General features: G+C 68.5%; 1 pseudogene. It reads right to left on the minus strand.

The window, feature by feature from the left end:
* A pseudogene (locus tag SB753_RS37840) lies at positions 1–231 on the minus strand (hypothetical protein); the annotation flags it as partial.
* Positions 232–267 lie beyond the last annotated feature (36 nt).

Raw genomic sequence — 267 nt, forward strand, 5'->3', positions numbered from 1 at the left:
TGGCCCGGCTGAGGTGTTGACGAGGAGATGATCGGCCTCGGTCTCGACGGCTGTTGCGGTGGCGTGGACGAAGGTGACGTCATACTGGGCGAGTTCGAGTCGACCTCGCCGGCTGAGCTCTTCGGGTGGTGCGCCGTCGAAGCCGAGGACGGCATGCATGTGGGAGGCGAAGCGGTTGCGGGGTGTGGCGTCGTCAATCACCAACACTCGGCGGCGGGCGCGGCCGAGCATGATCGCCGCGCTGAGGCCGCCTGGGCCAGCTCCGAC

It is taken from the genome of Paraburkholderia sp. SIMBA_053 (genome assembly GCF_046534895.1).
GTDB classification, from domain to species: domain Bacteria; phylum Pseudomonadota; class Gammaproteobacteria; order Burkholderiales; family Burkholderiaceae; genus Paraburkholderia; species Paraburkholderia caledonica.